General features: G+C 75.1%; 26 protein-coding genes. 14 read left to right on the plus strand and 12 right to left on the minus strand.

The features are described 5' to 3' along the window. The coding region (gene nhaA, locus E9529_RS05910) for a Na+/H+ antiporter NhaA (protein WP_236830195.1) at positions 1–1522 on the plus strand (1522 nt) is incomplete at its 5' end. A 374-nt stretch (positions 1523–1896) separates the two neighbouring features. After that, positions 1897–2631 carry a hypothetical protein gene (locus E9529_RS05915; RefSeq protein WP_236830196.1) on the plus strand — a complete coding sequence of 245 codons (735 nt, stop codon included), beginning with the start codon at positions 1897–1899 and terminating at the stop codon, positions 2629–2631. Positions 2632–2634: 3 nt separating this feature from the next. On the opposite strand, the gene E9529_RS05920 is transcribed toward E9529_RS05915, so the two are convergent. Together E9529_RS05920 and E9529_RS05925 are read right to left on the minus strand one after the other, a co-directional pair. Continuing rightward, positions 2635–4338 (minus strand): DUF885 domain-containing protein, encoded by a 1704-nt coding sequence (locus tag E9529_RS05920; protein ID WP_236830197.1) that lies wholly within the window; start codon positions 4336–4338, stop codon positions 2635–2637. Continuing rightward, positions 4335–4868, minus strand: coding sequence for an FABP family protein (locus E9529_RS05925; protein ID WP_236830198.1), 534 nt, complete (start codon positions 4866–4868; stop codon positions 4335–4337). The genes E9529_RS05920 and E9529_RS05925 overlap by 4 nt, the downstream gene beginning before the upstream one ends. A gap of 124 nt (positions 4869–4992) precedes the next feature. Here E9529_RS05925 and E9529_RS21835 point away from each other — a divergent pair, with 124 nt between their 5' ends. From E9529_RS21835 to E9529_RS05935, 3 genes are all read left to right on the plus strand, one after another. Continuing rightward, positions 4993–5115, plus strand: a complete 123-nt coding sequence (locus E9529_RS21835; protein WP_255708381.1) for a hypothetical protein — start codon at positions 4993–4995, stop codon at positions 5113–5115. 134 nt (positions 5116–5249) lie between these two features. Then, complete coding sequence (locus tag E9529_RS05930; protein ID WP_236830199.1) at positions 5250–6341, plus strand: nitrous oxide reductase family maturation protein NosD; 1092 nt, start codon at positions 5250–5252, stop codon at positions 6339–6341. Positions 6342–6514: 173 nt separating this feature from the next. Further along, positions 6515–8272, plus strand: coding sequence for a SpoIIE family protein phosphatase (locus E9529_RS05935; protein ID WP_236830200.1), 1758 nt, complete (start codon positions 6515–6517; stop codon positions 8270–8272). 108 nt (positions 8273–8380) lie between these two features. Here E9529_RS05935 and E9529_RS05940 read toward each other — a convergent pair whose 3' ends face one another. The 5 genes from E9529_RS05940 to E9529_RS05960 form a co-directional block, all read right to left on the minus strand. After that, a complete protein-coding gene (locus E9529_RS05940; protein ID WP_236830201.1) occupies positions 8381–8674 on the minus strand; it encodes a DUF1416 domain-containing protein in 294 nt (97 codons plus the stop codon). Between the two features lie 6 nt (positions 8675–8680). Further along, positions 8681–9508 carry a sulfurtransferase gene (locus tag E9529_RS05945; RefSeq protein ID WP_236830202.1) on the minus strand — a complete coding sequence of 276 codons (828 nt, stop codon included), beginning with the start codon at positions 9506–9508 and terminating at the stop codon, positions 8681–8683. A 237-nt stretch (positions 9509–9745) separates the two neighbouring features. Next, positions 9746–10084 carry a thioredoxin family protein gene (locus tag E9529_RS05950; RefSeq protein WP_236830203.1) on the minus strand — a complete coding sequence of 113 codons (339 nt, stop codon included), beginning with the start codon at positions 10082–10084 and terminating at the stop codon, positions 9746–9748. A gap of 55 nt (positions 10085–10139) precedes the next feature. Beyond that, positions 10140–10829 carry a DUF2993 domain-containing protein gene (locus E9529_RS05955; RefSeq protein WP_236830204.1) on the minus strand — a complete coding sequence of 230 codons (690 nt, stop codon included), beginning with the start codon at positions 10827–10829 and terminating at the stop codon, positions 10140–10142. Then, on the minus strand, positions 10826–11650 hold the full coding sequence (locus E9529_RS05960) for a hypothetical protein (RefSeq protein ID WP_236830205.1): 825 nt from the start codon (positions 11648–11650) through the stop codon (positions 10826–10828). Before E9529_RS05960 ends, E9529_RS05955 begins: the two co-directional genes overlap by 4 nt. 209 nt (positions 11651–11859) lie before the next feature. Between E9529_RS05960 and E9529_RS05965 the strand changes: the two genes are divergently transcribed. Then, on the plus strand, positions 11860–12615 hold the full coding sequence (locus E9529_RS05965) for a response regulator transcription factor (protein ID WP_236830206.1): 756 nt from the start codon (positions 11860–11862) through the stop codon (positions 12613–12615). A 7-nt stretch (positions 12616–12622) separates the two neighbouring features. Continuing rightward, positions 12623–13519: a mycothiol synthase gene (gene mshD / locus E9529_RS05970; RefSeq protein ID WP_236830207.1), complete on the plus strand. Its 897-nt coding sequence runs from the start codon at positions 12623–12625 to the stop codon at positions 13517–13519. A 15-nt stretch (positions 13520–13534) separates the two neighbouring features. Here the strand turns inward: mshD and E9529_RS05975 are convergent, their stop codons facing one another. Next, positions 13535–13672, minus strand: a complete 138-nt coding sequence (locus tag E9529_RS05975; RefSeq protein WP_236830208.1) for a hypothetical protein — start codon at positions 13670–13672, stop codon at positions 13535–13537. Between the two features lie 107 nt (positions 13673–13779). Continuing rightward, complete coding sequence (locus tag E9529_RS05980) at positions 13780–14334, minus strand: flavodoxin domain-containing protein (RefSeq protein ID WP_236830209.1); 555 nt, start codon at positions 14332–14334, stop codon at positions 13780–13782. A gap of 274 nt (positions 14335–14608) precedes the next feature. Here E9529_RS05980 and E9529_RS05985 point away from each other — a divergent pair, with 274 nt between their 5' ends. From E9529_RS05985 to pstB, 5 genes are all read left to right on the plus strand, one after another. After that, the gene (locus E9529_RS05985; protein ID WP_236830210.1) at positions 14609–16090 is read left to right on the plus strand and encodes a PhoX family phosphatase; all 1482 of its coding nucleotides are present in this window, start codon (positions 14609–14611) and stop codon (positions 16088–16090) included. Between the two features lie 334 nt (positions 16091–16424). Continuing rightward, complete coding sequence (pstS, locus tag E9529_RS05990; protein ID WP_236830211.1) at positions 16425–17546, plus strand: phosphate ABC transporter substrate-binding protein PstS; 1122 nt, start codon at positions 16425–16427, stop codon at positions 17544–17546. 130 nt (positions 17547–17676) lie between these two features. Then, entirely contained in the window at positions 17677–18627 is a 951-nt protein-coding gene (gene pstC / locus E9529_RS05995) for a phosphate ABC transporter permease subunit PstC (RefSeq protein ID WP_236830212.1), read from the plus strand. Further along, complete coding sequence (pstA, locus tag E9529_RS06000) at positions 18627–19709, plus strand: phosphate ABC transporter permease PstA (protein ID WP_236830213.1); 1083 nt, start codon at positions 18627–18629, stop codon at positions 19707–19709. Before pstC ends, pstA begins: the two co-directional genes overlap by 1 nt. Positions 19710–19734: 25 nt before the next feature. After that, on the plus strand, positions 19735–20514 hold the full coding sequence (gene pstB / locus E9529_RS06005; RefSeq protein ID WP_236830214.1) for a phosphate ABC transporter ATP-binding protein PstB: 780 nt from the start codon (positions 19735–19737) through the stop codon (positions 20512–20514). 184 nt (positions 20515–20698) lie between these two features. Here pstB and E9529_RS06010 read toward each other — a convergent pair whose 3' ends face one another. Beyond that, on the minus strand, positions 20699–22720 hold the full coding sequence (locus E9529_RS06010; protein WP_236830215.1) for a LytR C-terminal domain-containing protein: 2022 nt from the start codon (positions 22718–22720) through the stop codon (positions 20699–20701). 176 nt (positions 22721–22896) lie between these two features. Between E9529_RS06010 and E9529_RS06015 the strand changes: the two genes are divergently transcribed. Next, entirely contained in the window at positions 22897–23949 is a 1053-nt protein-coding gene (locus tag E9529_RS06015) for a hypothetical protein (protein ID WP_236830216.1), read from the plus strand. Between the two features lie 21 nt (positions 23950–23970). Here the strand turns inward: E9529_RS06015 and E9529_RS06020 are convergent, their stop codons facing one another. After that, the gene (locus tag E9529_RS06020) at positions 23971–24429 is read right to left on the minus strand and encodes a DUF2795 domain-containing protein (protein WP_236830217.1); all 459 of its coding nucleotides are present in this window, start codon (positions 24427–24429) and stop codon (positions 23971–23973) included. A gap of 57 nt (positions 24430–24486) precedes the next feature. Continuing rightward, positions 24487–24696, minus strand: a complete 210-nt coding sequence (locus tag E9529_RS06025) for a DUF2945 domain-containing protein (RefSeq protein ID WP_236830218.1) — start codon at positions 24694–24696, stop codon at positions 24487–24489. A gap of 102 nt (positions 24697–24798) precedes the next feature. On the opposite strand from E9529_RS06025, the gene E9529_RS06030 reads away from it, so the two are divergent. Next, positions 24799–25593, plus strand: coding sequence for a siderophore-interacting protein (locus tag E9529_RS06030; RefSeq protein WP_236830219.1), 795 nt, complete (start codon positions 24799–24801; stop codon positions 25591–25593). Positions 25594–25689: the final 96 nt, after the last annotated feature.

Raw genomic sequence — 25689 nt, forward strand, 5'->3', positions numbered from 1 at the left:
TGCGCTGCTGCTGATCGGCGCGGCGATCGCGCTGGTCTGGGCGAACTCGCCGTGGTCGGAGAGCTACGAGGCGCTGCGCGACACGAGGGTGGGCCCGGCGTCGCTGCACCTCGACCTCTCCCTCGGCACGTGGGCCGCCGACGGGCTGCTCGCGATCTTCTTCTTCGTCGCCGGCCTGGAGCTCAAGCGGGAGTTCGTCGCGGGCGACCTCCGCGAGCCCCGCCGCGCGGCGCTGCCGATCGCCGCCGCCGTCGGCGGCATGGTGGTCCCGGCGCTGTTCTTCGTGGTGTTCAACCTCAACGCGCGCGAGGGGGCGCTGCAGGGGTGGGCGATCCCCTCGGCGACCGACATCGCTTTCGCGCTCGCGGTCCTCGCGGTCATCAGCACCCACCTGCCCAGCGCGCTGCGCACCTTCCTGCTGACCCTCGCCGTCGTCGACGACCTGCTGGCCATCACGATCATCGCGATCTTCTACACCGCCTCGTTGGCGGTCACGCCGCTGCTGCTCTCGCTGATCCCGCTGGCGCTCTTCGGCTTCCTCGTGCAGAAGCGGATCCGCTCCTGGTGGCTGCTGATCCCGCTGGCCGCCGTCACCTGGGTGCTGGTCCACGAGTCGGGCGTGCACGCGACCGTCGCGGGCGTCCTGCTGGCCTTCACCGTCCCGGTCATCCGCAGCGACGCCGCCGGCGGGCCGGACGCCGGGCCGGGCATGGCCGAGCACTTCGAGCACCGCATCCGGCCGCTGTCGGCGGGCGTCGCCGTCCCGGTCTTCGCCTTCTTCTCCGCCGGTGTCGCCATCGGCGGGCTCTCCGGCCTGGGCGAGTCGCTCGGGGACAGCATCGCGGTCGGCATCATGGTCGGGCTCGTCGCCGGCAAGGCGATCGGCATCACCGGCGCCACCTGGCTGGTCGCCCGCTTCACCCGGGCGCAGCTGGACGAGAACCTCGGCTGGCCGGACGTGGTCGGGCTGGCCCTGCTCGGCGGCATGGGCTTCACCGTCTCGCTGCTCATCACCGAGCTCGCCTACGGCGCGGAGAGCGAGAGCTACGACCACGCCAAGGTCGGCATCCTGTTCGGCACCCTGCTGGCGGCCCTGTCCGCCGCGGTGATCCTCCGGCTGCGCAACCGCCGCTACCGGGCGATGTACCTGCAGGAGATCAGCGACGTCGACGAGGACGGCATCCCCGACGCCTGGGACCCCGTCGACGACCGGCTCGAGCAGGGCGCCGGCCGGGTCACCGCGCCGCCGCCGGGCCCCGGCGCCTCCGCCGCCACGGACGAGCTCGGGGAGGAAGCCGCCCGCCCGGGCTACGAGACGGTCGACGACGAGGCCGAGCACGAGCCGGACTGGGAGGGCGCGCCCCCGCCCGGGCGCACGGCCGTGGACGCCGCCGAGGACCTCGGGGAGCACGACGGCCCGCGGCCGGGGTACGAGACCGTCGACGACCGCGCCGAGCACGACCCCGACTGGACCGGCGCCCGGCCGCCGGGCCGGACGCTGGGACCCGGCGACCGCAGCTGAGCCGACGGCCCGGGGGTGGACACGCCGGGAGCCGGGTGGCCACCAGGGCGTTCGCCCACAGCGGACGGAATTCGTTGGCGCTCCCGTGCGTGCGGCCGTACCGTCGTGGCACACGAGAAGGGAGGTGGTCCGTAACTTTGCTGAGCTACAGGACTCGTGAGGTGGCTGTCCGCTAGCCGCCGTCCAGATGGGCCGCCCGTTCGGACGACGTTCCGAACGACGGCATGATCGCCCGTCCGTCGCACGGCGGCGAGCGAGAACCGGACAGTCACCCGACCCCCGGGCCGCCGACATTTGTCCAGTCGGCCCGCGTGCAGCTCCCCAGCGGAGCGCCGCGGAGCAGCCCGGGGGTTGTCCGTTCCCAGGAGGCGCGCGTGCAGCTCGGCGGTCTACCCGTCGAGACCGACGTCTCCGCCGGCGCCTGGATCGCCGAGGCCGTCGCACGCGCCCGCTGGGGCACCGTCGCCGCGCTGGTGCCGCCGCTCTTCCCGGCCTACGCCCGCGTGCTGCACCCCGCCTACCGGTACGAGGGCGACGACGACGTGGAGGTGCCCTGGGCCGCGGTCGCGGCGCTCAACGGCACGGTGGCCCACCCGCTGGCGCAGTGGCCCGCGGTGACCGGCGGCTGGGAGTACCTGGCCGAGGACAGCCAGCCGCCGGACTGGGACGGCCCTCCGGCGGAGGGGCACCTGCCCACCACCGCCGCCGCGCGCATGGCGGCCGTGCTGGCCCGCCACACGGGCACCCCCGGCGACTGCCTGCTGGGCCGGTGGGCCGGCCACGGGGCCGACGCGGCCGCGCTGCGCGGGGTGCCCACCCTGCCGCTGCCCCGCGGGCGGGACGTCGTGCTGGTGCGGGGAGCCGTCACCGACGCGGTGCGCAACCTGGCGCCCGAGCCGTCCGAGCAGAGCGCCACCCTGTGGTGGCCCGCCGACCGCTCCTGGGTCGTGGCCACCGACATCGACCTGATGAGCACCTACGTCGGGGGCAGCGCCGCCTGCATCGGCGAGCTGCTGGCCACTCCGGGGCTGGAGGTCTGCCCGAGCGCGGCCGACGACCGGGTCGGGCACGCCGACGACCCGGTCAACGCCGTGCCCGCGCGCGGCTGAGCGCTAGAGCAGGGCGAGCTCCCCGGCGAGGTCGTCCAGGCCCAGCGAGCCCTGCGACAGCGCGGCCATGTGCCACGCCTTGAGGTCGAATCCGGCGCCCCGGGCCCGCTGGGCGGCGGCCCGCCCGTCCCGCCAGGCCCGCTCGCCGAGCTTGTAGCTGATCGCCTGCCCCGGCAGCCCGAGGTAGCGCACCAGCTCGCTGTCGAGGAAGGCGACGTCGGCACCGGAGTGCTCGCCCAGGAAGATCCGCGCCAGCTCGGGCGTCCACGGCCGGCCGCGGTGCTCGGCCAGCGCGCCCTCGGCGTCGTCGGGCACGGGGAGCCCCAGGTGCATGCCGATGTCGATGACCACGCGCACCGAGCGCAGCTGCTGGGCGTCCAGGAAACCGAGCCGCTCCCCCGGGTCGGCGAAGTAGCCGAGCTCGTCCATCAGCCGCTCGGCGTACAGCGCCCAGCCCTCCACGTTCGCCCCCACCGAGCCCAGCGACGTCTGGTAGGTCGACAGCTGACGGGACACGTGCACCCACTGGGCGAGCTGCAGGTGGTGGCCCGGGACGCCCTCGTGGTACCAGATCGAGACCAGGTCCCACAGCGGGAAGCGGGTGCGCCCGAGGGTGGGCAGCCAGGTGCGGCCCGGCCGGGAGAAGTCGTGCGCCGGGCGGGTGTAGTAGGGCGCGGCCGCGCTGCCGGGCGGGGCGATCATCGCCTCGACCCGCTTCACCGGCTCCGCGAGGTCGAAGTGCGTGCCGTCCAGCGCCGCGATCGCCTCGTCCATCATCTGCTGCAGCCGGTCGCGGATCGCCTCCGCGCCCTCGACCGCGGGCCCTTCGAGGGAGAGCCGGCGCATCGCCTCCAGCGGCGTCGCACCCGGGTGCACCCTCTCGGCCTCGGCGCGCTGCTCGGCCAGGATGCGCCGGTGCTCGGCCCAGCCCCAGGCGTAGGCCTCCTCGAGCCCCCGTCCCGCGCCGAGGTCGGAGCCCGTCCAGCGGCGGGCCGCGACGGCGTAGCGGTCGCGGCCGACGGCGTCCGGCGTGCCCTCGGTGCGCGGGGCGTACTCGTCCCGCAGGAAGCCGCGCACCTCGACGACCGCCTCGTCGGCGGCCCGGGCGGCCGCGGCGAGCTCGCCGCGCAGCGCCTCGGGGCCGGTGGCGACGAACGAGGCGAAGAACGGCCCGGCGGCCCACTCGTCGAGCTGGGCGAGGACGGTGCGCACCTGCCGCGGCGCCACGAGCAGGCCGCGGCGCGCCCCCTCGGCGAGCGTCTCCCGGTAGCCGCGGTAGGCCTCGGGCACGCGGGCGAGCCGGCGGGCGATGACCGACCAGTCATCCTCCGTCGCCGCCGGCATGAGCATGAAGACCTGGCGGACGGCGTGCAGCGGGCTGAACAGGTTGTTGAGGGACCGGAAGCCCTCACCCGCCTCGTGCACGGCCAGCTCCGCGCCCAGCCGCTCGCGCAGCAGGCGGGCGCAGCGGCGCTCGACCGGGTCGGCGTCGAGCGCGGGGTCGGCCGCCTGCACCCGGTCCAGCTCGGCCAGGGTGGCGCGGGCCAGCGCGGCCTCGGCCTCGAGCCCGGCCGGGCTCGCGTCGGGCAGCCGGTCGTCACCCGGCCGGACCCCGAGGGAGGTCGCGACGATCGGGTCGAGGTCGCAGACCGCGTCGACGTAGCGGTCGGCGACCTGACGGGGAGTGGCGGGCGACGGCGCCGTCACCGCAGGCGCTCCAGCCGCGCCGACATCACCGGGCGCGCCGGCTGCTCCCCCACCGCGCGGTCGACCGCGTACATCAGCGCGCCCTCGACGATGCCGTAGAGCCGCACCGAGCGGGTGACGTCGGGAGCGTCCGGCGTGCGGGCGACCACGTCGCTGGTGAGCTCCCAGCTGGTCGTGGTGCGCGCGGCGCCGACGTAGATCTCCACGAGCCCGTCCGGGCTGGCGACGAGCAGCTCGACGTCGTCCTCGCCACGCGGCCGCCAGAAGCCGGACTCCCGGACGTCGGGACCCACGATCTTCCCGTCGTCGGTGAGCCGCCACGTGCGCGACTCGTAGGCCAGGAACCCGCGGCCGTCGTGGGCGAAGCGGATCCACTGGCCGAACCGGTGGTCGCCGCCGGTGCCGGCCGCCTGCCCCTCGCCGTGCCACTCCCCCAGCAGGGGCAGCACGGAGAGGAGCTCCGGCGACACCTCCGGGCCGCTGCGGACGTCGGCGGTGTCGGGCACCGGCAGCTCGGTGGGCCCGCTCACCGCCGGCCCGCCTTCGGGCCGCGGGAGAGCCGGACGGCGCCGTAGCCCAGCGCCACGGCGCACGACGCCGTCAGGGTGACCAGGAGCCAGGCAGAGACCATGCGACCACCGTAGTGACGGCGCCATGGCCCGGCCTCACGGCTCGATCAGCTCCGAGCTGTTCGGCCACCTCGTGGGGGTGGTGCTGGACACCGACCGGTGGTTCGACCGCGCCATGGCAGAGCTCGCCGCCGGCCTCGGTCTCTGACGGGCGCAACCCCCGGATTCGGGGGATTCCGTTCCACCCGCAGCCCTGGGCAGGCTCCCCTCCTCAGGGGCGACGCGGCGGCGGACACCGACGTCCGCCAACCGGGGGCCGGCGCCCGCATCCGGGGAGCACCCATGCACCTGCGCAGAGCACGTCTCCTGGCGGCGGCGTCCGCCACCACCCTCGCCACCCTCGCGGTGGCCGGCCCGGCCGCCGCGGACGACCGCGGCAAGCCGGACCCGCACCACGGCTTCAGCATCCAGGCCGCGGTGGACGCCGCGAAGCCGGGCGACACGATCCGCATCCCACCCGGCACCTACCACGAGTCGGTGACCATCACGAAGGACGGCATCCGGCTGCTCGCCGACCGCGTGGTCATCGCGCCCGCCGGCGCGGATCCGACCGCGTGCGACACCTTCGACGACCCCGAGTCCGACCGCGTGTCCGGCATCTGCATCCTCGGCGAGGTCGACCCCGAGACGTTCGCGCCGATCGACCCGGTCACCGGCGTCACCGTCCGGGGCGTCACCGTGACCGGGGCCTCCGGCGACGGGCTGGTCTCCCTCGGCACCGAGCACCTGCGGGTCGCCGACAGCAGGTTCACCGACAACGACGGGTACGGCGCCGCCGCCTTCGTCACCCGGGGCGTCGCCTTCCACGGCAACAAGGCCACCGGGAACGGCGAGGCCGGCTTCTACATCGGCGACAGCGAGAAGGCCCACGCCAACGTCAGGGGCAACCACTCGGCGGACAACATGATGGGCTTCTTCTTCCGCAACGCCAGCGTCGGTGAGGCCCGCGGAAACGTCGCCGACGGCAACTGCCTGGGCATGCTGCTGCTCGCCGGGGCGCCTGGGCCGGTCACGGACTGGAAGCTCCGGGACAACAAGGTCACCGGCAACAACAAGGTCTGTGCCGACGACCTGCCGATCAGCGGCGCAGGCATCGTCCTGCTCGGCGCGCAGGAGTTCCACGTGCGCGGCAACGCCGTGCTCGACAACAACTCGGAGGCCGTGAGCGTCGTCGAAGGCGGGATCGTCGTGCAGTCGAGCTTCCCGGCGCCGCCCGAGGAGCCGCAGGTGCCCGTCTTCGAGCCCAGCGGTGAGGTCGAGCGGAACAAGGCCAAGGGCAACCAGCCGGCCGACCTCGTCTGGGACGGGACCGGGGACGTCGACTTCGACCGCAACCAGTGCCTGGCCTCCCTCCCGGAGGGGCTCTGCGGCTGAGCCGACCGCACCACCCGCGGCGCCCGTCCCGGCCCTCCCGCCGGGGCGGGCGCTCCGCTGCGCGCCCGGGTGAGGCGGACCCGACAGGCCGGGTCGCTGGTGCCGGCGGGGGTCGTACGGCAGGCTGGACGCACCCCGGACGGCGGGCAGGAGCGGGAGGAGCAGTCATCGAGATGGCCGAGGCCGGCCCCGGCATCGCGCCGACCCCGGAGATCGAGGCGCTCCCGGGCACGCCGTCGTGGTACGCCGTGCTGCACGAGTCCACGTTCATGTTCGCCGCCGTCTGCGACCTCGACGGGACGCTGCTGACCGCCAACCGGCTGGCCGTGGAGGGCCGCGGGTTCGACCGCCGGGAGCAGCTGGGCCGCCCCTTCTGGGAGGCCGGCTGGTGGGCCGGCGACCCGGACGTCGGCGCGACGGTGCACGGCTGGTGCCTGGAGGTCGCGGCCGGAGGGGCGCCGGTCCGCGCGGTGACCAGCTTCTTCCTCGCCGACGGGCGGCGACGCACCGCCGACCTGACGATGCAGCTCGTCCGCGACGGGGACCAGCAGCAGTTCCTGCTGGTGACCGGCATGGACATCACCGACCGGCTGCACGCCGAGCGGCTCACCGCGGAGGCCCGGGCCGCGGGCGCCGAGGCCACCACCCTGCGGCAGGTGGCCACCGCCCGCGCCCGCGACCTGGAGGTGCTGCGCGAGACCGAGGCCAAGCTGACCCGCGCCCTGGCCATCACCGAGCGCGTGCTGGCCAACGTCGCCGACGGCATCTACGGCCTGGACGTCGGCGGCCGCGTCGAGTTCCTCAACCCCGCCGCCGCCCGGCTCACCGGGTACGCGCCGGACGAGCAGCTCGGCCGGGACCAGCACGCGCTCATCCACGGACGTCGCCCGGACGGCTCGGCGTACCCCCGCGAGGAGTGCCCGGTCTGGCAGGCCCTGCAGACCGGCCGCACCGTCGTCGCCGAGCAGGAGACGTTCTGGCGCAAGGACGGCACCGCCATGCCGGTCGAGATGGTCGTCGTCCCCACGGTGGAGGACGGCGAGCTCACCGGCGTGGTCGTCTCCTTCCGCGACCTCACCGAGCGGCTGGCGGCCCGGCGGCAGGCCGCCGAGCTGGAGGCGCTGGCCGCCCGGGCCGCCGCGGACCGCGCGCTGTCGGACCGGCTGCAGCAGTCGCTGCTCACCCCGCCACCGGAACCCGACCACCTGCAGATCGCCGTCCGCTACCGGCCCGCCGCGCACGAGGCGCAGGTCGGCGGCGACTGGTACGACGCCTTCCTCCAGCCGGACGGCGCCACCATGCTCGTGATCGGCGACGTCGTCGGCCACGACAGCAGCGCCGCCGCGGCGATGGGGCAGCTCCGCGGGCTGCTGCGGGCGCTCGCCTACGCCGAGGAGGACGGCCCGGCGGCGACCCTCACCCGCGTCGAGCACGCCGCCCGCGGGCTGGCGGTCTCCACCCTGGCGACGGCGGTCCTCGCGCGCATCGAGCGGCACCCCGACGTGCCGGTGGCCGGGCGCCGGCTGCTGCGCTGGAGCAACGCCGGACACCTGCCGCCGGTGCTGCTGGCCCCGGACGGCTCGGTCACGATGCTCACCAGCACGCCGGAGCTCATGCTCGGCATCGACCCGGACGCCCCGCGCAGCGACCAGTCCGTCGACCTGCCCGACGGGCACACCCTGCTGCTGGTCACCGACGGGCTGGTCGAGCGCCGCGACGCCGACCTCGACGAGGGCACCGAGCGGCTCCGCGAGGCCCTGCGCGACCTCGGCGGCACGCCGCTGGAGGAGCTGCTGGACACCGTGCTGACCCGGCTGGTGCCCGAGCCCGGCGCCGACGACGTCGCCATCGTGGCCGTGCGGACCTTCCCCGAGGACCGCCCCCGGCCCGCCGAGGCCGGCCCGAACCGCCTGCCGCCCGGCCTGGCCTGAGACGCCGACGGCCCGCCTCCCCGGGGGGAGACGGGCCGTCGGCGAAGAGCTCCCGGCCCCGTTCGGAGGCTCGCCGCGAGCTCGCGAGCGGTGAGGGGAACGGGGTCCTTACTCCACGACGACCGTGGTCTCGTTCAGCCCGACCTCGGCGTCGAGGGTGCGCTCACCCTTGCCGACCGCGGCGAGGGCGCGCAGCTTCCACGGCCCGGGCGCGGCGAAGAACCGGAACTCGCCCTCGGGGCTGGTCACGACCTCGGCGGTGAACTCGTCGGTCGAGTCGAGCAGCCGCACGTAGGCCCCGGCCACCGGCGCCCCGTCGTGCCACACCGAGCCCTGGATGACCGTCTGGGTGCTCAGGTCGATGCCGTCGAGGACACCGCCCTGCTTCGGCGCTCCGCACATGTCAGCTCACTTCTCGATCGGGACGCCGACGAGCGAGCCGTACTCGACCCAGCTGCCGTCGTAGTTCTTGACGTCGGTCTTGCCGAGCAGCTCGCGCAGCACGAACCAGGTGTGGCTCGAGCGCTCGCCGATCCGGCAGTAGGCGATGGTCGGCTTGCTCTCGTCGTAGCCCTGCTCGGCGTAGAGCTTGGCCAGCTCCTCGTCGGACTTGAACGTGCCGTCCTCGTTGGCCGCCTTGCTCCACGGGATGTTGATCGCGGTGGGCACGTGGCCGGCCCGCTGCGACTGCTCCTGGGGCAGGTGGGCGGGGGCCAGGATCTTGCCGGAGAACTCGTCGGGCGAGCGCACGTCGACGATGTTCTTCGAGCCGATGGAGGCCACGACCTCGTCGCGGAACGCGCGGATCGACAGGTCCGGCTCGGACGCCCGGTACTGCGTGGCGGGGCGCTCGACGGGGTCCTTGGACAGCGGGCGGCCGTCCAGCTCCCACTTCTTGCGGCCGCCGTCCATCAGCTTGACGTCGCCGTGGCCGTAGATCTTGAAGTACCAGTAGGCGTAGGCGGCGAACCAGTTGTTGTTGCCGCCGTAGAGGACGACGGTGTCGTCGTTGCCGATGCCCCGGCTCGACAGCAGCTCCTCGAAGGCGCTCTTGTCGAGGTAGTCGCGGCGCAGCGGGTCCTGCAGGTCCTTCTTCCAGTCCAGCTTGACGGCGCCCTCGATGTGGCCGCCGTCGTAGGCGGTGGTGTCCTCGTCGACCTCGACGAGGACGAGGCCGGGCCGGCCCAGGTTCTCCTGGACCCAGTCGACGGTGACGAGCACGTCGTTGCGGCTCATGGTGGTGGTCCTCCGGGTGATCGGTTCGTGCGGTCGGTCGTTGCGGTGGTGCAGGACGACGCGGATCGCTCGCAGCGCGGAGCTCACGGGGAGAGGGGCATCCCGACGGCGCGATGGAGCGCGTCCGGGCGGCGCGGTGCCGCCCTCAGAGGGCGGGACACAGGCAGCTGCCGACGCGGCACAGGTCGACTGTGCGGCGCGAGGTCAGCAGGATGCCCACGGCGCGAGGGTAGCCGATCACGCCGGACCGCCCGCCCGGCCACCCACGTGGGCGTCGACCAGCGCGGTCAGCTCCGCCGGCCGGGGAGCGCCGGTGGTGCGGCCGACCACGCGCCCGCCCCGGTCCAGGTAGAAGAGCGTGGGCGTCAGCCGGACGTCGAGCTCGCGGACCTCGTCCAGGTGGCTCTCCGCGTCGACGTGGACGGCGGCCAGCCCCGGTCGGCTCACCCGCAGCTGCTCCAGCCGGGCCCGGGTGGCCCGGCAGGGGCCGCAGAACGCCGTCGAGAACTGGACGACGGTCAGCTCCGCCTCGGCCGGGCGCACGCCGAGCCGGTCGAACACCGCCGCAGCGTCCACCTGTCCTCCTCCGCTCCCCGGGCACTCCTGGGCAGAACCCGGCGCGGCCGCGGCCCTATTCCGCGGCGAGGACGGCGTCCTGGGCCACCGCACGCACGGCGACGCCGTCGTCCTCGGGGGTCACCTCCGTGAGCCGCAGCCCGTAGGGCAGCTCGACGGGGTAGCGCAGGTCGAGCAGGTCGGTGGCCCGCTCGACGACGATGCGCGGCACGTCGACGCCGACCCCGGAGGCCCGGTCGACGTCGACGACGAGCTCGTCGCCGTCCAGCGAGACGGTGCCGGCGGCGGTCAGCGGGAAGGCACGGCCGAGGACCTCGACGGTGCGCGTGATGCGCAGCCCGTCCCCCTCCCGCTCCAGGGTGGTGTCCGCGCCGAGCTCGCCGGCCAGCAGCTCGTAGGAGAGCGTCGCGGTGCCGTCGATCCGCTCGACCGGCACCTCGGCGACCGCGCCCGCCCGGAGCGCCGACAGGGGCAGGTGCACGCCGCGGAGGGTCACGTCCGCGCGGGTCCCCTCCGGCTGGCCCAGCTCGTCGGCGGTGAGGGAGATGCGCACCTCCTCGTAGCGCCCGGCGAGCGCCTGGGTGAGGAACGGGAAGCCGCGGACGTCGACGTCCGGCTCACCCGTCAGCGCGTCGTGGGCCGCCAGCTGCGCGGCCACCTCGCGCTCGGCGAAGCCCACCGCCACCCGGTCGAGGACGACGCCGGTGACGACGAGCAGCAGGAGGACGACCGCGGCGACCTTCACAGGGCGGTCAGCAGCGCGAGGGCCACGGGCGCGGCAGCGGCGAGGGGCAGCACGACCTGCACCACGGTCGGCGCCCACGGGGAGAGCGCCTCCGCCTCCCCCTCGGTCGTGGTCTCGACGGCGAGGTAGCTGCCGGCCACGGCGACGAGCGCCGCCACCAGGGCGACGAGGGCCCCCACGGCCGGCGCCCGGAGCGCGCCGAGGTCGGCGAGGTCGCGGACCGCCCACGCCGTCGCGGCGCCGGCCAGGACGGCGAGAACGACGCCGAGCAGCCCGCGCGGGACCCCGGGGGCCAGCCGGGGCCGCGGCAGCACCTGGTCGACGAGGTGGCCGACGACCAGCGCGGCGCCGGCGACCAGCGCGGTGGTGACCAGGCCGTCCTCGTCGGCCCGGCCGAGCAGGAGCAGCGACGCCAGCGCGCCGACGGCGGTGAGCAGCAGGGCCGACCCGGCCAGCGAGTCGACCAGGGCCTCCCGCGGGGTGCGCAGCATCTGCTGCAGCACGGCGGCGAGGAAGCCGAGGCCGAGCACGGCCAGGAGGCCGCCCAGCACCGGGTCCTCGGGCAGCACGAGCGCCAGGTCGGCCGCCACGGCGGCGGCCGTGCCGACGGCCAGCGAGGCCGCGAAGCCCTGCGTCCCGGTCGCCAGGACCCAGGTGAGCACCAGCGCCAACTGGAGCACGAGCACGGCGGCGAGGGTGCCGACCTCGCCGGCCAGCGGCGGCAGGCCCGCGAGCAGGCCCGCGGCGAGCACGGCGAGGCCCGCGGCCGGGACGTGGTGCGGGCGGGCCGGCGTCGTCGACGGGACCGCGGCGGAGCTCACGGACCGATCGTGTCAGAAGGCCGGCGCCCGTTCCGGTCGACGAGCGGATCGGGTGCCCCGTGTCCGCCGTCGCGGGCCCACCAGGCGGGACGCCCCGGTGGCGGATCGAGCCCGCCGGAGGGGACGTCCGCTATCCTGCCGTCTCACCTCGACAGCGCCGTCGCAGGTCCGGTCGGCACCCGCCGGCCCCGGACCCCTGAGGAGACGACATGCGACTCGTGCTCATGACCGCCGCCCGGCAGGCGACGACCGAGGTGCTGCCCGCGCTCGGGCTGCTCGGCCACCAGGTCCGCGTGGTGGCCCCGGAGCTCTCCAGCCTCCTCGACGGCGACTCCGGCGACGTCGTGCTCGTCGACGCCCGCTACGACCTGATCCAGGCCCGCACCCTGTGCGGGCTGCTCTCCTCGACCGGGGTGGCCGCCGCGCTGGTCGCCGTCCTGTCCGAGGGCGGCCTGGTCGCCCTCTCCGCGGACTGGGGCGTCGACGACGTGCTGCTCGACACCGCCGGCCCCGCGGAGGTCGACGCCCGCCTCAAGTGGGCGACGGCCCGGCGCCTGGCCGCCACCACCCCGGCCGACGGCGGCGACGGCGGGCTCACCCAGGCCGGCGAGCTGGTGATCGACGAGCACAGCTACTCGGCCAAGCTGCGCGGCCGCCCGCTCGACCTCACCTACAAGGAGTTCGAGCTGCTGAAGTACCTGGCGCAGCACCCGGGCCGGGTCTTCTCCCGCGCCCAGCTCCTGCAGGAGATCTGGGGTTACGACTACTTCGGCGGCACCCGCACCGTCGACGTCCACGTCCGCCGGCTGCGCGCCAAGCTCGGCACCGAGCACGAGGCGCTGATCGGCACCGTGCGCAACGTCGGCTACAAGCTCGACCAGCAGGTGGCCGACGCCACCGCGCGGGCCGCCGCCGAGGACCGCGCGGCCACCGCCGACGCCGGGGCGGGCGCCGAGCTGGTCTGATGGGCCGGTGATCGACGAACCCGACGTCGCCGGCGTCCTCGACCTGCTCCGCGCCGCCGGCGCCGCCGACGGCGTGCGACCGGTCTCCGAGGAGGGCGAGCTGCGCCTCCGGCACGGCTCCCCCGACGGGCAGGACCTCACGGTCCGGGACGACGACGGCGCGCTCGCCGGCTACGCCCGCCTCGACGGGGGCACCGCCGAGCTGGTGGTGCACCCCGAGCGGCGGCGGCGCGGCCACGGCACCGCGCTGCTGCACCGCCTGCTGGACGCCGCAGGTGGGGCGCCGCTGGACGTCTGGGCGCACGGGGACCTGCCCGGGTCGGCCGAGCTGCTCGCCCCGCACGGGTTCCGGCGGGCCCGGGTGCTCCTCCAGCTGCGGCGCGACCTGGCCGGCGTGGACCCCGATCCGCGCCCCGAGCTCCCGGGCGACGTCCACGTGGCGCCGTTCGTCCCCGGCCGGGACGAGGACGCCTGGCTGCGCGTCAACGCCCGGGCCTTCGACTGGCACCCGGAGCAGGGCCGGATGACCCGCGCCGACCTGGAGCGCCGCGAGGCCGAGCCCTGGTTCGACCCCGGGGGCTTCCTCATGGCGTGGCGCGGCGCTCCCGGGGCCGGGGGCGAGCTGCTCGGCTTCCACTGGACCAAGGTCCACCCCGCGGGGGACGCCGGTCCCGACCCCGTCGGCGAGGTGTACGTGCTGGGCGTCGACCCGGCCGCCCAGGGGCTGCGGCTGGGGCGCGCGCTCACCGACCTCGGGCTGGCGCACCTGCGGGCGCGCGGCCTCGGCGAGGTGCTGCTCTACGTCGAGGAGGACAACACGGCGGCGGTGCGGCTCTACGAGGGCCGCGGCTTCACCCGCTACTCCGTGGACGTCGCGTGGCACCGGGAGCCGCAACCCCGCTGAGGCCGCCCGGCGGGATCATCCGGTGGCGCGGGGCGGCGGGGCCTCGTCCTCGCCGAGGAGGTGCTCCCGGAGCAGCGCCTTCGGGTGGTGACGGCGCAGGTCGACGTCGCGGAGGTGGTCGACGTCCTCGCCCCACCCGATGGAGCTGAACACGCGCCCTCTCCGGGGCTCGATCGGTGGCCGCGCTACGCGAGGGCGGGCACCGCGTGGTGGGCCACCACCCCGGCGGCGACCTCCTCGGCCCACTGCCGGACCGCGCGCTAGTCCCGGAGGTCGCCCGTCGCGCCACCGGCCGGCCAGTCGCGCCGCTCGGCGGCCGACAGCAGCCGCCGCTCCAGCCGGCCGCCGAACGCGCGGCACCCCCGTGCCCCGGTGCGGTCGCCGATGACCAGCATGTCGCCGTCGGCCTCGTCGGGGCACCACGGGCGGTTGCCGGGCAGCCCGCTCGAGAACAGCCACGTCGAGCGGGGGAGCAGCTGGGGGGCCACCGCGTCGACGTACCGCCGGGCCGGCTCCAGCCAGCGGCCGGAGTAGACGGCGCTGCCAAGCACGACGGCGTCGAAGCCGACGGGGTCGGGCTGCAGCTCGACCGGGGCCAGGGTCGCCACCAGCCCGCTGCTGCGCCCCGCGGCCGTCCCGGGCAGCGCCCGGGCCAGCTCCGCGGCGATCCCCCGGGTCGCCCCGTGCCGGCTGGCGACGACCACGAGCACGCGGGGGCCGGGTGCGGACGCCGGGGAGAGCCCCGCGCTGCCCCGCGGGAAGGCCTGGACGGGCGTGGACGTCGCGCCGGGGCGCGTCACCAGCAGGTCGGTCATGCCCGAGGACGCTATGCGGCACGAGAGGGCACCGGTGTGAACACCGGGGGAACACCCGCCCCCGCCCGGGGACCGCTCCGCGGGGCCCTCCTCCCCGCGCGCGCGAGGCCGGGGAGAGACGCGTCGGCAGCGTTCCCGGCAGGTGAACCCGGCGCGCCGACCGTTGGCCGGGGGTTCTCCCGCGTGCCCTCGGGGCGCCTCCTGCCGTGCCTAACGTCCGTCAGGCCCTGGGGCCGCCCCCGACCCGAGGACCCACTCCGAGGAGACACGGTTCATGACCATCTCGTTCGACCGACGGAAGTTCCTGCAGCGCGGCGCGGCGGTGACCGCCGGCACCGTGCTGGCCAGCGGCACCCAGCTGCTCGGGACGCACGGCGCCCTCGCCGCCCCCGGCCGCCGGGGTCCCGCGCTGAAGTCCCCCGGCAACGGCGGCTACGGGCCGCTGCAGCCGACGCAGGACCGGACCACCGGCCTCACCCTGCTGCACCTGCCGGCCGGGTTCGAGTACGCCTCGTTCGGCCACGCGGCGGAGTACGCCGCCGCCCTGGGACTGCCGGCCGCGATCGGCTCGGACGGGCACCCCACGCCCGGTCGGCACGACGGCATGGCGGCCTTCACCACCCCCGAGAGCCACCGGGGCGTCATCCGCCTGGTGCGCAACCACGAGCAGGGCTACTCCCCGACCGACGCCTCCCAGGAGCCGGCCGACTACACCGCCTCCCGCGCCTACGACCGCGTCCTGATCGGCGACGCCGCGACCGCCTACGACGTCGCGGCCGCCGGCGGGACGACGACCATGACCTTCGACACCCGCTCGATGACGCTGCTCGACAGCTTCATCAGCCTGAACGGGACCTCGGTGAACTGCGCCGGCGGCCCGACGCCCTGGGGCTCCTGGCTGAGCTGCGAGGAGACGGTGAACGGGACCCAGAACGGGTTCCGGGAGGACCACGGCTACGTGTTCGAGGTGCCGGCCAACGGCCCGGACCGGAAGCGCTCCCGCGGCCCGTTCCGGGAGATGGGCCGGTTCGCGCACGAGGCGGTGGCCGTCGACCCGGCGAACGGGACGGTCTACGAGACCGAGGACAGCGGCAACACCTCGGGCTTCTACCGCTTCCTGCCGAACAAGCCCGGCTACCTGGCCGAGGGCGGAACGCTGCAGATGCTCGCCGTGAAGGGCCGGCCGCAGCTGCAGACCCACCAGGGTGTCGGCGACCTGGTGGGCCGGCCACTGCAGGTCGAGTGGGTCACCATCGACGACCCGGACCCGGCCGACATCACCTCCGAGTCGGTGTTCGACCAGGGCTTCGCCCAGGGCGGGGCCTCGTTCGCCCGCCTGGAGGGCTGCTGGTACGACGGCGGCAGCATCTTCTTCAACGCCACCAGCGGCGGCGACGTCGGCGCCGGTCAGGTGTGGGAGTTCCGTCCCCGTGGCCGCTCCGGTGGCCAGCTGATCCTGCTCTTCGAGTCCCCGTCCGCTGACGTGCTCGACTCGCCGGACAACCTGACGGTCAGCCCCCGCGGTGGGCTGGTCCTGTGCGAGGACGGCGGCGGCCAGCAGTTCGTCCGCGGCCTCGACGAGGAGGGCCGGATCTTCGACTTCGCGCTGAACAGCATCGAGGGCGACGAGGACGACGTGAACAACGAGTTCGCCGGGGCCTGCTTCAGCCCCGACGGCGAGGTCCTGTTCGTCAACATCCAGACCCCGGGCGTCAGCTTCGCCATCCGCGGCCCCTGGGGCAAGGGCGCCATCTGAGCCCGCACGCCCCCGCGCGGCCGCCGGCCGCGCGCTGACCACCCGGCTGCGCCCCGGCGTCCCCAGCGGATGCCGGGGCGCAGCTCTCGTCCCGGGCCGCGGACCAGGGAGGCCCCGGCGGGCTGCGGGCACGGCGCCACCCGTCCGGGCGACACCCGACCCCGCATCCTCCCCCGGGCGTGACCCGCACCACCCAAGATCATCGATCTCCTCGGCGCTCGTTCACCGTCCGTTCACCGCAAGCGGGGTGTGCCGCCACCTGGCCTCCCTACCGTCCCTCCTGTCGGTCCCACGCTGCCCGGAAGAGGTCCGGGCGAACCTGAGAGGCCCTGAGTTGAAGCTCAGCACCAAGACGCGCGCCACGACGCTCTCCGTTGCGCTCGCCAGCACCCTCGCGCTCGCCGCCTGCGGCGCCTCCAACGAGACCGCGGACACCGCCAGCAGCAGCGGCACCGGTTCCAGCACCGAGCTCAGCGGCACGCTCGTCGGCGCGGGCGCCAGCAGCCAGCAGGCCGCGATGCAGGGCTGGACGGCCGGCTACTCGAGCGCCCAGCCCGGCGTGACCGTCAACTACGACCCGGTCGGCTCCGGCGGTGGCCGCGAGCAGTTCCTCGCCGGCGGCACCGACTTCGCCGGCTCCGACGCCGCCCTCGACGAGGAGGAGCTCGCCCAGGCCGAGGAGCGCTGCGGCCCCTCCGGCATCTTCGAGCTCGCCAACTACATCGCGCCGATCGCCGTCGTCTACAACCTCGAGGGCGTCGACGAGCTGAACCTGCCGCCGGCCGTGATCGCGGGGATCTTCAACCAGCAGATCACCAACTGGAACGACCCGGCGATCGCCGAGGCCAACCCCGACGCCACGCTGCCGGACCTGCCGATCACCCCGGTCAACCGGTCCGACGAGTCGGGCACCACGGAGAACTTCACCGAGTACCTGGCCGCCGCCGCGCCGGACGCGTGGCCGCACGAGCCCAGCGGTGACTGGCCGGTCGCCGGTGGCGAGGCCGCGCAGGGCACCTCGGGCGTGGTCAGCGCCGTCGGCGCCGGCAACGGTGCGATCGGCTACGCCGACCTGAGCCAGGCCGGCGACCTCGGTGTCGCCAACGTCGGCGTCGGGGACGAGTTCGTCGCGCCCACCGCCGAGGCGGCCGCCGCCGTCGTCGAGAACTCCGAGCAGGCCGACGACGCCGACCGGCCGGAGCACAGCTACGCGATCGAGCTCGCCCGCGACACCAGCGAGTCCGGCAACTACCCGATCGTGCTGATCAGCTACCACGTGGGCTGCATCGAGTACGAGGACCAGGAGACCGTCGACCTGGTCAAGGACTTCATGACCTACGTCGTGAGCGAGGAGGGCCAGCAGGCCGCGGCCGAGGCCGCCGGCTCCGCCCCGATCTCCGACGGGCTGCGCGAGCAGGCCGAGACGGCGATCGACGCGATCACGGTCGCCGGGTGACCTGACGCCAGGTGAACCCGCACCACCTGGCAACGGCCCGGGGCGTCATCCGACGCCCCGGGCCGTTGCGCCGCCCGGCGACGGGTAGGAAGTTCCCAGCAGTTCTCCCCACCGACCTCCCGGAGCAGCGGTGACAGCCACCCGGACGCCGTCCGACCAGAGCACGACCAAGCCGCCCCGTCGGCCCGGCGACCGCATCTTCGCGGGTTCCGCCAAGGGCGCGGGCATCCTCATCCTCGTCATCCTGGCGGGCGTCGCCGCCTTCCTGATGGCCGAGGCGTTCCCGGCGCTCACCGCTCCCGCCGAGGAGATCCCCGGCGAGGAGGGGCTGGTCTCCTACATCGCCCCGCTGCTGTTCGGCACGCTGCTCTCGGCGGTGATCGCGCTGGTGGTCGCCACCCCGCTGGCGGTGGCGATCGCGCTGTTCATCACGCACTACGCCCCGCGCCGGATGGCGCAGGGCCTCGGCTACGTGGTCGACCTGCTGGCCGCCATCCCCAGCATCGTCTACGGCTTCTGGGGCATCTTCTGGCTCGCCCCCAAGCTCGTCCCGTTCTACCGCTGGCTCGAGGAGAACCTCGGGTTCATCCCGCTGTTCGCCGGGCCGACGTCCTCCACCGGGCGGACGATGCTCACCGTGGGCCTGGTGCTCGCGATCATGATCCTGCCGATCATCAGCGCGATCTCCCGCGAGGTGTTCCGCCAGGTGCCGACGCTGCACAAGGAGGCCGCCCTCGCCCTGGGCGCCACGCGGTGGGAGATGATCAAGATGGCGGTGATCCCCTACGGCAAGAGCGGCATCATCGGTGGCGCCATGCTGGGCCTGGGGCGCGCGCTGGGCGAGACGATGGCGGTCGCGATCATCCTCTCGGTCTCGGGCGGCATCACCTTCAACCTGATCAGCAGCGCGAACCCGGCCACCATCGCGGCCAACATCGCCCTGGACTTCCCCGAGTCCACCGGCATCGACGTCAACACGCTGATCGCCAGCGGCCTCGCGCTCTTCGTCATCACGCTCGCGGTCAACATGCTGGCGCGCTGGATCGTCAACCGCCGGGCCGACTTCTCCGGAGCCAACTGATGAGCGTCCAGACCCCCACCCCCACGACCGGGGCCTCCGCGTCCACCCGGCCGCAGCAGAAGCACGAGAACGCGCTGCCGCGCTGGGTCCCGCTCGCGGTCTTCGCCGCGGGTGCCGCGCTCGCCGCCCTGCTGAGCGCCCTCACCGGCTTCAACGTCGTCCTGTTCGTGATCTACGCGGTCGTGCTCGGCACGCTCGCGGTCTACGTCGTCTCGCGGGTGGCCGAGGGCCGGCGCAGGGCCACCGACCGGCTGGTCACCTCGGTGGTCACCGCGGCGTTCGGCATCGCGACCGTGCCGCTGGTGGCCCTCGTCTGGGAGGTCATCGGCCGCGGGAGCGAGCGGTTCGACGGCGAGTTCTTCGGCGCCTCCCTGCAGGGCATCATCGGCGAGGGCGGCGGCGCGTACCACGCGCTGATGGGCACGCTGATCATCACCGCGCTCACCACGGCGCTCTCGGTGCCGATCGGCCTGCTGGCGGCGATCTACCTGGTCGAGTACGCGCAGGGGCGGCTCAAGCGCGCCATCACCTTCTTCGTCGACGTCATGACCGGCATCCCGTCGATCGTCGCCGGCCTGTTCGCCTACGCGCTGTTCGTGCTGATCTTCGGGCCGGGCATCCGGCTGGGCATCATGGGCGCGATCGCGCTGTCGGTGCTGATGATCCCCGTCGTCGTCCGCTCGGCGGAGGAGGTCCTCAAGCTCGTCCCCAACGAGCTGCGCGAGGCTTCCTACGCCCTGGGCGTGCCCAAGTGGCGGACGATCACGAAGGTGGTCCTCCCGACCGCGATCGCCGGCATCGGCACCGGCGTGACGCTCGCCATCGCCCGCGTCATCGGCGAGACCGCGCCGCTGCTCATCACCGTCGGCATCACCAACGCGACCAACTTCGACCCCTTCGACGGCCGCATGGCGACGCTTCCCGTCTACGCCTACTACCAGCTGACCCAGCCGGGTGTGCCGCCCCAGTTCGCGATCGACCGCGCCTGGACGGCGGCACTCCTGCTCATCATGCTGGTCATGGGGCTCAACGTCGTCGCCCGCCTGATCAGCCGCTTCTTCGCCCCCAAGACCGGTCGCTGACCGGACCGACCCGGAGGAAACCCCCGTGGCCAAGCGCATCGATGTCTCCGACCTGAACATCTACTACGGCAGCTTCCGAGCGGTCGAGGGCGTCAACGTCTCGATCGAGCCGCGGAGCATCACCGCCCTGATCGGCCCGTCCGGCTGCGGCAAGTCCACCTTCCTGCGCACGCTCAACCGGATGCACGAGGTGATCCCGGGCGCCCGCGTCGAGGGCAAGGTCGTCATGGACGGCCAGGACCTCTACGGCGCCGACACCGACCCGGTCACCGTCCGCCGCCAGATCGGCATGGTGTTCCAGCGGCCGAACCCGTTCCCGACGATGTCGATCTACGAGAACGTCGCCGCCGGGCTCCGGCTCAACAGCGTCAAGATGAGCAAGTCCGACATGGACGACCTGGTGGAGCGCTCGCTCAAGGGCGCCAACCTGTGGGAGGAGGTCAAGGACCGCCTCGACCGGCCGGGGTCGGGGCTCTCCGGTGGTCAGCAGCAGCGGCTCTGCATCGCCCGCGCCATCGCCGTCGAGCCCGACGTGCTGCTGATGGACGAGCCGTGCTCGGCGCTGGACCCGATCTCCACGCTCGCCATCGAGGACCTGATGACGGAGCTCAAGGAGCGGTTCACCATCGTCATCGTCACGCACAACATGCAGCAGGCGGCCCGCGTGAGCGAGCAGACCGGCTTCTTCAACCTCAACGGCGTCGGGCAGCCCGGCCGGCTGATCGAGTTCAACCCGACCGAGAAAATCTTCAGCAACCCCGACGTGAAGGCGACCGAGGACTACATCTCCGGCCGCTTCGGCTGAGAAAGGACCCCGCCCTCCTCACACCTCGCTCCGCTCGGCGCGAGCCTCTGGACGGGGCCGGCGCCGTCGAGCGGCGCCACGCCCATGCGCATCGTTGCTGTTCTGCCGCCCGGAGAACCGCAACGGTGCGCATGACGGCGCAACGTGGTCGGCGCCGCCGTCGAGCCGGCGCGACAGCGAGATCTCAGCAGCGGACCGCGGCCGCCTCCGGCTCGGGGGCGGCCGCAGCCGTGTCCGGCGCGGCCGCGACCGGCTCCGGTGCGCCGACCTCCACCGGCACGACCGCGGAGTAGCCGGGGCCGACGACCAGCTGCACGCTGTCGCCGAGGGCGTCGCCGGGCTGCAGCACCGAGCCGGGGACGGCGGCGGCCACGGTGCGCGCCCGGTCCAGCGCCTCCGGCCCGTACCGGACGACGCTCCCGGTCACGGTGCCGGTCTCGTTGCCCACCGTGCCGATGCCGAAGCCCTGGGCGCGGAGGGCGTCGGCCACCGTCGCGGCCAGCCCGCTGGTCGCGGTGCCGTTCAGCACGTCCACGGTGATCTCACCGGGGGGCGAGGTGAGCGGCTCGGGCACGGACGGCGTCGCGGCCTCGGGAGCCGGCTCCGGCTCGGCGGCCTCGGGCGCCGGGTCCGGGACGGTCAGGAGCTCGGCCGGCACCCCGGCGCCGTCGATGACCTCGTCGAACAGCGCCCGCGTGGCGGAGGCGTCGAGGACCACGTAGGCCTGGTCGGTGCCGGCCGGCACGTACCCCACCTGGGCGACCGGCAGCCCGGCGCGCTGCACCGCATCGCCGGAGAGGTCGCCCAGGGTGCCGGCGAGCGCGCGCAGGTCACCGAGCGTCGTCTGGTCGTCGAGCGTGAGGGCATCAGAGGCACGGGACAGGAACCGGGTCAGCGTGACGGGGTCGAGCAGCGTGTCCGCGGTCATCGCCGCCCGCATGGTCGAGGTGAGCAGGCGCTGCGCCCGCTCGGCGACGGCCGCCCCGGTCATGTCGACCTCGCCGTCGCCCGGCTCCAGGAAGCCCGACGCGGCGGCGCCGGAGAGGTCCGAGGGCCCGGCGGGGGGCGGGGTGGCCGCGGCCGCGATCGCCGCCGAGGGCACCACGCACACCGGCACGCCGCCGAGGGCGTCCACCATCCCCGGGAGGCGGGTGAGGTCCACGCCCAGGTAGTGGTCGATCCGGAGCCCGGACAGCTGCTGGACCGCCCGGACCGTGCACGCGGGACCGCCCTCGAGCAGCGAGCTCGCGAACGCCTCGGTGACCGGCTGGCGCAGGGTGCCGTCGGGGGTGCGGCACGCCGGGGTGTCCACGAGCGCCGTGGGCGGGACGCTGACCAGCGCCGCGCGGTCCCCCTCGGCCGAGACCGACACGACCAGGGTCGCCACCGACGCCGCGCCCGACTGCCCGGGCACACCGGTGCCGACGACGAGGTAGGTCTGCGCGGCCTCCTGCAGGTCGGGGGCGAGGATCTCCGGGCCGTCGAGGGCGAGCGCGTCGACCCGGTCGATGCGCTGGTCGACGTAGAAGTAGAGCGCCAGGTGGTAGAGGACGACGAGTCCCACGACCGCGGCCAGCGCCGTGGCGGCACGGACCAGGCGCCTGCGGCCGGGGCTCCGCGGCGGGCGCTCGGCCGGCACCCGCCGGCGGGTGGCACCCGACGAGGGCGGCGGCGCGAGGCCGGGGAGCGGGGGGACGGGGCCGCTGCGCCGGGACGGCCGCTCGTCGGGCGCCCAGGCCGCCGGCGTCCCGACCGCACCGGGGCGTCCGGGGGCGGCGGTGGGGACCGGTGGCAAGCCCGGCTGGGCCCCGGGGACGGGCGGGAACCCCGACTGGGCCGGAACGCCGGGGGCGCGCCCGGAGCGGGCGCCGGGCACCGGCGGGAAGCCGGGCTGCGCACCCGGCACCTGATCGGCCCGCGCGGCGCCGGGCACCGGCGGGAGCCCGGAACGGACGGCGGGCCCCTCGGGGGCGCTGCCCCGGCCTCCGCCGCCGCGCTCGGCCGGCCGGGCCCGGTCCCCGCGTGGGCGAAGCTCCACCGCGCTGCGCCGGGCGGCGCGACGGCCACCGACGTCGTTCCCCTGCCGGGCGAGCAACTGCTCCACCGTCACCGGCTCGGCGGCGCCGCCCTCCGGGGTGCGCCCACGGCGCTTGCGACCGGGGAGGTCGCGGTCCCCCGCGTCGTCCCGCGTCGGCTGATCCCCCACAGGTGTCGACACCTTCTCGTCGTCCGCATGTCCGTGCCCGTCGTCCCACGATACGGGCGGATCGGCGATGGCCACGCCGACGCGCGGGGCGGCGGCCGCACCGGCCGGTTCCCCCGTCGGGTGGAGCGGGCACGATCGAATGGTGGGCCACGGTGGCACTGCGTAGCGTTCGCATGGTGCGCCTCCCCTCCGTGCCCGGCCCGTCCGACGTCGTCGCCCTGGTAGGAGGCGTGCGCGACGGCCTCGGCGACGCGCTGGCGCTCGTACCCCGGGCCGCCGCCGTGCTCGGGGACCTGGAGAAGCTGCTCGGCCGCGTGTCCGGTGCGGTGGACCGGGTGGAGGCGCTGCTCGACCGCGCGGACGGGGCGATCACCCGGCTGGACGCCACGCGCGCCACCGCCGACGAGGCGATCGCCGGCGTCGGGGAGACCCGGCGCAGGGCGGACGAGGCGATCGACGCCGTCGGGGAGACCCGCCGGAAGGCCGACGACGCCATCGGCGCCATGAACGGCACCCGCGCCAAGGCCGACGAGGCGATCGACGCCATGGGCCAGACCCGCGGCAAGGCCGACGACGCCATCGGCGCCATGAACGGCACCCGCGCCAAGGCCGACGACGCCATCGGCGCCATGAACGGCACCCGCGCGAGGGCCGACGAGGCGATCGACGCCATGGGCCAGACCCGCGGCAAGGCCGACGACGCGATCGACGCCATGAACGGCACCCGCGCCAAGGCCGACGACGCCATCGAAGCCATGGGCCAGACCCGCGCCAAGGCCGACGACGCGATCGGCGCCATGAACGGCACCCGCGCCAAGGCCGACGACGCCATCGAGCAGGTGAGCGGGACGACCGACCGGGCCGACGGCGTCGTCGGCCGCGCGGAGGGCATGGTCGGCCGGGTCGAGCCGCTGCTCGCCGACTACGAACCGGCGCTCGTCGCGCTCGCACCGGCGCTGCGGCGGCTGGCGGCCGAGTTCGACGCGACGGAGGTCGACGCGCTGATCACGCTGATCGACCGGCTGCCGCAGGTGCTCGGCCACCTGGACGACCAGGTCCTCCCCGCCCTGGAGGGGCTGGAGAACGTGGGCACCGACGTCCGCGACCTCGTCGACACGGTGCAGGACATGCGGCAGATCGTGAAGGGCTTCCCCGGCTCCAAGCTGTTCCGGCGGCGCGGCGCCGAGGAGATCGCCGAGGACGAGGCGCGCGAGGGCGCCGACGGCTGAGCCGGCGCCCCCGCGGGCGGGTCAGGAGTCCTGCGCGGGCTCCGAGGCCCCGGGCCCGGGACCGGTCTCGGTCGGGTAGCCGAGGGCCCGGACGACGTCACCGATCCGCTCGAACGTCTCCCCCTCGGGCAGCCGCTCGAGCTCGGAGACGACGACGTCGGGTGCCCGGTGGTCGCGCGCGGCCTCGACCAGGTCCGGACCGGTGCTCGGGAAGTCGGCCCGGTCGAGCCACCGCGCCAGCTCGGCGCGGGCGACCACGGCGTCCTCGTCCATGCCCACCGGCGTCCCGCCGACGAGCGTGCCCGCCGGGTCCGCGTCGATGTCCGGCTGCCCCTCGCCGACCGGCTCCACCTCGCGCCACTCGTGCGCCCGGGTGGCCCGCTCGGCCTTGAGCATGCCCTGGACCTCGTGCTCGAGCTCCTCGTCGAGCCGGGGGTTGTGCTTGGTGCTGCGCGAGGACGCGCCTGCGGACTCGGTCACGTGTTCCTCCAGTTGATCGGGCCCGGCAGCGCCGGGCCATGGGTCCGTCCGCCGGGGTCAGGCCTCGTCGAGCGCGCCCGGCTTGTGCACCGCGGTGCGGCCGGACTTGTCGCTGCGGACCTCGTACTGCGGGTCGTCCTCGCTGGCGCGCACGGTGCGGCCGGAGGCCTTCGTGTCGGAGGTGATCTTCTTCTCGACCGTGCCCTCCGTCTTCGACCCGTGGCTCTTCCAGGCGACGTGGTCGCCCTTCTCGAACTCGTCGGCCATCGTGTTCCCCTTCGTCGGACGGTGCTGCCCCTGCCGGTGCCCCCGGCGCGGTGCCGACACACATCGGGGTCCCGATCTCCCACCCGCCTAGGCTCGGATGACGTGACCACCGCGAACGACGCCGCACTCGTGGACGGGCTGCGCCCGGTCGACGTCCTCACCGTCGTCTCGGTCACCGACGTCACCCCCTCGGTCCGCCGCGTGACGCTCGCCGGGACGCCGGAGGCCGTGGCCGCCGCCGGCCCGACGGTGAACCTCCTGGTGCCGCGGGTGGACGACCCCGCGCCCCGCTGGCCGCTGCTCCAGCGCGACGGGCGCGTCGTGTGGCCCGACGGCAGCCACGGGGTGGCGCTGCGCAGCTACACCGCCCGCCGGCAGGACCCGGCCGCCGGCGAGGTGGACATCGACTTCGTGCTGCACGGTGACGGCCCGGCCGCCTCCTGGGCCGCCGCCGCGCGGCCCGGCGCCATCCTCGGCGTGGCCGGCGCCGCCTCGCTCGCCGAGCGCCCCGCCCGGTGGCTGCTCCTGGCGGCGGACGAGACGGCGCTGCCGGCGGTGAGCCGCATCCTCGCCGCCGCCCCGGCCGGCACCACCGGCGTCGCCTACCTGGAGGTGGCCGGCCCCGAGGAGGAGCAGCAGCTGGTCGCCCCGCCCGGGGTGGAGCTGCGCTGGCTGCACCGCGGCGCCACGCCCCCGGGGGAGAGCACGCTGCTGGCCGACGCGGTGGCGGCGCTGGAGCGGCCCCCGGGCGACGACGTGTTCGCGTGGGTCGGCGCCGAGTCGGCCGCCGTCCGCGCCATCCGCGCCGATCTCCGCGGCCGCTGGGGGCTGGGCCGGGCGCAGCACCACGCGATCGGCTACTGGCGGCGCGGTCGCGCCATGTCCCCCGCCGGCTGACCCGGGGCCTCCCAGCGGGTTCACAGGTAGCGTCCAGAGCGACCGCAGCTGCCGCGCCCATCCTCGGTGCATGTCGACGGCACCGGCGCACGCCCC

The organism is Blastococcus sp. KM273128 (assembly GCF_021698975.1).
Lineage (GTDB): Bacteria > Actinomycetota > Actinomycetes > Mycobacteriales > Geodermatophilaceae > Blastococcus.

Coding starts and splice junctions, on each gene's coding strand:
- E9529_RS05935 (WP_236830200.1), top strand. CDS start 6,515: ATGGCCGAGGCCGGCCCCGGCATCGCGCCGACCCCGGAGATCGAGGCG.
- E9529_RS05965 (WP_236830206.1), top strand. CDS start 11,860: ATGCGACTCGTGCTCATGACCGCCGCCCGGCAGGCGACGACCGAGGTG.
- E9529_RS05945 (WP_236830202.1), bottom strand. CDS start 9,508: ATGAGCCGCAACGACGTGCTCGTCACCGTCGACTGGGTCCAGGAGAAC.
- E9529_RS05930 (WP_236830199.1), top strand. CDS start 5,250: ATGCACCTGCGCAGAGCACGTCTCCTGGCGGCGGCGTCCGCCACCACC.
- E9529_RS21835 (WP_255708381.1), top strand. CDS start 4,993: ATGGCCCGGCCTCACGGCTCGATCAGCTCCGAGCTGTTCGGCCACCTC.
- E9529_RS05940 (WP_236830201.1), bottom strand. CDS start 8,674: ATGTGCGGAGCGCCGAAGCAGGGCGGTGTCCTCGACGGCATCGACCTG.
- E9529_RS05985 (WP_236830210.1), top strand. CDS start 14,609: ATGACCATCTCGTTCGACCGACGGAAGTTCCTGCAGCGCGGCGCGGCG.
- E9529_RS05980 (WP_236830209.1), bottom strand. CDS start 14,334: ATGACCGACCTGCTGGTGACGCGCCCCGGCGCGACGTCCACGCCCGTC.
- E9529_RS06025 (WP_236830218.1), bottom strand. CDS start 24,696: ATGGCCGACGAGTTCGAGAAGGGCGACCACGTCGCCTGGAAGAGCCAC.
- pstA (WP_236830213.1), top strand. CDS start 18,627: ATGAGCGTCCAGACCCCCACCCCCACGACCGGGGCCTCCGCGTCCACC.